Here is a 4,155-nt window from a genome sequence, read left to right on the forward strand (position 1 = left end):
CAGTTCTTCACCGGCGAAGAGTTCTTCCAGCACGCCTTTCCGCACGAACCCTCGGACCTCAGCCATTGGCGCAAGCGGCTCGGCGACAAGCTGGAGTTGCTGCTGGCAGAGAGCCTGCGGGTGGCGCACGAAGCCGGCGCGTTACGCAGCCAGGACCTCAAGCGCGTCACTGTCGACACCACGGTGCAGCCGAAGGCCATCACCTTTTCGACCGATGCCAAGCTGTTGCATGCGGCCATCAAGGGGCTCAATCGCCTGGCGAGGAGGCACGGCGTAAGGCTGCGGCAATCCTATTCTCGTGTGGCCAAGGCCGCCGCGATGATGGCGGGACGATACGCCCACGCCAAACAGTTCAGGCGGCATCAGCGGCAGTTGCGCATCCTGCGCAGCCGGCTGGGCCGGATCATTCGCGACATTCGCCGCAAGATCGAGAGCCAGCCGGCGCTGGAGGAGGCGTTCGCCCTTCCGCTCGGCCGGGCCGCGCAGATCCGCTCGCAGCAGCAGCGCCAGCGCGGCTGGAAGCTTTACTCCTTCCATGCCCCGGAGGTGGAGTGCATCAAGGCCGCCGCCCCTTACGAGTTCGGCGTGAAGGCCTCCATCGTCACCAACAACCGCCGTGCTCCCGGCGGCCTGTTCGTGCTGCACGCCCGCTCGCTGCCCGATAATCCCTACGACGGTCATACCCTGCGGGACGTCATTGACTGCACCGAGACACTCACCGGCTGTCCGATCGAGCGGGCCTATGTCGACAAGGGATACCGCGGCCACGACGCACAAAACCCACGGCGCGTCTTCATCTCCGGCCAGAAGCGCGGCGTCTTCGGCATCATCAAGCGCGAGCTGCGCCGCCGCTCCGCCATCGAGCCCATCATCGGGCACATGAAGACCGAAGGTCACCTCGGCCGCTGCCACCTCAAAGGCCGCGTAGGAGACGCCGCCAACGTCATCCTCTCAGCCGTCGGCCACAACTTCCGCCGCATCCTCGCCTGGCTCAGAGAACTCTTGTGCCTCTTCCTCACCCCGTTATGGCGCGCAATCGTCACTCTACACCCGCTCGATTCGGCTTCTTAACGGACGACTCGAGTACAGGAGAGTAGGACTGCGCCTGGTGAACAACGGCTGATCAGCGGAGCTGGCCGGGTTTGTTCAATGGATCAGATGACGCGCTGTCTGCGCCGATAACGGCGCGTCCTCCGGGTCATGGCGGCTGCTGAAGGGCGATCGTCAACGCTCTACCGCCCACCAGAGTTGGTAGCCCAACGATGCATCGATTAATGCTGTACGATCAGTTACACACTCGCCAAATAGGCTATGACGCAGCTCATCACGATAGGAGCGTGCAGTAATGAGAAGCGTAGTTAATCCGTTAGATGTCTCACGCTTCATCCAATCGTATGACTTGGCCGCCAGACAAAAAGGCATCAAGCTATCGATAGGATTTGATTTTAGTGAGTATCTCTCGATCACACAGGCCACTCCAACAAAGGGGCCGACATATCCAAATTTCCGGCCCGACCGCTCGCCAATTAAGTCAGGCGAGGGGTATTGGATGGTGGGCGTCGATAACAATAATGAGGTCGCACTTTTAGAGGCTGCTCGATTGTATGATCTTTCGCACAGCAACTTTGCAGAGCATCTTGAATCCCTGAAGGCGTTTTACGCCGACCCAACCGCACATGCGCATACTCAGGACCGATGTACTTGCATAGCAGCGAGCGCGAAGAAGATGACCGGAAGAGTGGCCTACCAGGGGGATCGTTGGGTCCGCAGAGACTTCCGAGGGCAAGGCCTCCCCAAGATCATGGCAGGAATAGCACGTGGCGTGTCTTTTGCGATGTGGGCTCCTGACTTCTTATGTGCGCTTGTAGCGCGCCGACGATTGGATCGGGGCAGTGTATACGGATATGCACACTATGAGCCCGGCGGGAGCGCATTGCGGCTGATAGAAGATGGTATTGTGGACGACGATTGGCTTGTTTGGCTCACCGGCGAGGAGTTAAGGAACCTTGTCGAATCTGGGGACATCAGTCAGCTGGTCGCAACCTCGTCGTTTTCTCCGACATCACCCGGCACCGCTTAAGCTGGCGCTAGCGTCACATTGCTGTCGCTGCAACACGGGAACCCGCCGAACATCGAAGGGTGCAGGATGGCTTAGCCACCCATACGCTCCTCTGGTCTGCGCACCGTCCACCCTCTGTCCACGGAGTACGCATGAAGGCAATTTTGAGTAGATCGAGCGGGGGCGCCGAGACACTGGCGCTAGAAGAGGTTGATGATCCCGTGGCTGCCGCCGGTCAGATTATCGTTCGCGTTAAAGCAAGTGGGGTAAACTTCCCGGATACACTGATAATACAGGACAAATATCAATTCAAGCCAAAACGCCCGTTTTCGCCCGGAGCCGAGTTTTCTGGCGTGGTCGAAACGATTGGTAGCGGCGTGTGCTCGTTTCGCGTGGGTGATCGCGTGATGGGATTCTCCAGATGGGGAGCAATGGCGCAGAAGATTGCAATAGACGCAGGCCGTTGCGTAGTAATGCCGGACAAAATGCCGTTTGATGAAGCCTCGGCGTTCATGCTCACCTATGGTACGGCCTACTACGCGTTAAAGGAGAAGGCTGCTCTGAGAAGCGGCGAGACGCTGCTTGTGCTTGGAGCAGCTGGCGGCGTCGGCCTCGCCGCAATTGAAATTGGAAGAGCGTTAGGCGCTCGCATTGTGGCCGCAGTTTCTACAACTGAGAAAGCGACACTAGTTCGAGAACGCGGAGCAGCTCGCGTAGTGATATACCCAACTGCGCCGTTTAATCCAATTTCCCGCAGAGAGGCCGCTCGCCTTCTCAAGGAGGCGTGCGGCCCCGACGGCGCTCACGTTGTATGTGATGTCGTAGGCGGCGATTATTCAGAGGCGGCGTTGCGCGCGATAGCTTGGGACGGTCGTTTCCTTGTTGTAGGATTTGCTGCAGGCGTCCCACAGATTCCGCTCAATCTCCCCTTGCTTAAGTCTTGCCAGATTGTCGGGGTATTCTGGGGACCGTGGCTTGATCGTAGTGGTGATCATCTTAGTCGAAGCGCAGGCGAGTTGCTCGAGTGGTACAACAACGGCAAGCTACGACCTTGCATTTCAGAGCGGTTCCCTTTGACGGAGGCTGGCGACGCCATTGCTAAATTGGCCGCTCGAAAGGCAATGGGGAAGATCGTCATCAATATCGATTGAAATTGGCTACGGCATTCGAGCGAGCTAGACATAGTAAGGTAAGGCACGTGGAGCAAAGATAGTTTCGGACGACGCCGCCAGCGCGGGCAGGGGCGCTGGACTACCGGAACGGCAAGTCGAGTTTCACTAGTCGCCCGGGTTAGAGTTTAAGTTGCTTGCAATTGATGCTGCAAGCGGCGGTTTGCGATGGTATTGCGCTTGATGCGTTTTCGCTCGGCGAGGATTGCCTCAGCCCTGCCGAAGTAGACATCGGCAGGAGTGAGGTTGTCGATGCTCTCGTGATAGCGGACGTGATTGTAGTGTTCGACGAAGGCCCGTACCTGCCGTTCGAGGTCGCCGGGCAGGTAGTAGTTGTCGAGCAGAATGCGGTTCTTGAGGGTCTGGTGCCAGCGCTCGATCTTTCCCTGGGTCTGGGGATGATACGGAGCGCCGCGCACATGTTGCATGCCCTTCTTCTCGAGCCACCTGGCCAGATCATCTGCCACGTAACTCGAACCATTGTCGCTTAGGAGCCTCGGCCGGTGAGTGACGCGGTCGAGCTCAGAGGCCAGGAGTGCCTGGTCGAGCGTGGCCGTGACGTCGGAGGCAGCCATCGTGGGACCAAGCCGCCAAGCGACGATGTAGCGCGAGACGACGTTTACCGACTTCGAGGAACTCCTTGGACCAGCCATAGTACATTGAGGCGGCAATGCCCTCGCGCCGGCAGAGCTCGGAGATATTCTCCTCGCCCCGCAGTCCTTCCAGCACGATACGGATCTTCTCTTCCGCCGAATATGCCGGCGTGTCTGGCGCCGAATGTCCTTGAGCACTTGTTCTGCCGGCGCTTTGCCCGGTCCGGATTTCTGCTTCATCTTCGCTCCTGGTGGCTACGATGAACCAGAAATCCTCCCTCCGCAAAACCCTTCAATGTGTCTCACAAGCCCTGACGGCGAACAGGTCGCCTGT

At 58.7% G+C, this 4,155-nt stretch carries 3 protein-coding genes and 1 pseudogene; 3 read left to right on the forward strand and 1 reads right to left on the reverse strand.

Annotated features, from left to right (window positions below; translation table 11 throughout):
- The 3 genes from YUU_RS54475 to YUU_RS0145555 form a co-directional block, all read left to right on the forward strand.
- A partial coding sequence (locus YUU_RS54475; RefSeq protein ID WP_035665210.1) for an IS5 family transposase occupies positions 1-1,071 on the forward strand: 1,071 nt, incomplete at its 5' end.
- Positions 1,072-1,345: 274 nt separating this feature from the next.
- Positions 1,346-2,080, forward strand: a complete 735-nt coding sequence (locus YUU_RS54480; RefSeq protein ID WP_063621866.1) for a hypothetical protein — start codon at positions 1,346-1,348, stop codon at positions 2,078-2,080.
- A 131-nt stretch (positions 2,081-2,211) separates the two neighbouring features.
- Positions 2,212-3,210, forward strand: a complete 999-nt coding sequence (locus YUU_RS0145555) for an NADPH:quinone oxidoreductase family protein (RefSeq protein WP_027528080.1) — start codon at positions 2,212-2,214, stop codon at positions 3,208-3,210.
- 146 nt (positions 3,211-3,356) lie between these two features.
- Here the strand turns inward: YUU_RS0145555 and YUU_RS54485 are convergent.
- Positions 3,357-4,061 (reverse strand): annotated as a pseudogene (locus YUU_RS54485) (integrase core domain-containing protein).
- Between the last annotated feature and the right edge of the window lie 94 nt (positions 4,062-4,155).

Origin of the sequence: Bradyrhizobium sp. Ec3.3 (genome assembly GCF_000472925.1) — a bacterium.
In the GTDB taxonomy this organism is placed as follows: Bacteria; Pseudomonadota; Alphaproteobacteria; order Rhizobiales; family Xanthobacteraceae; genus Bradyrhizobium.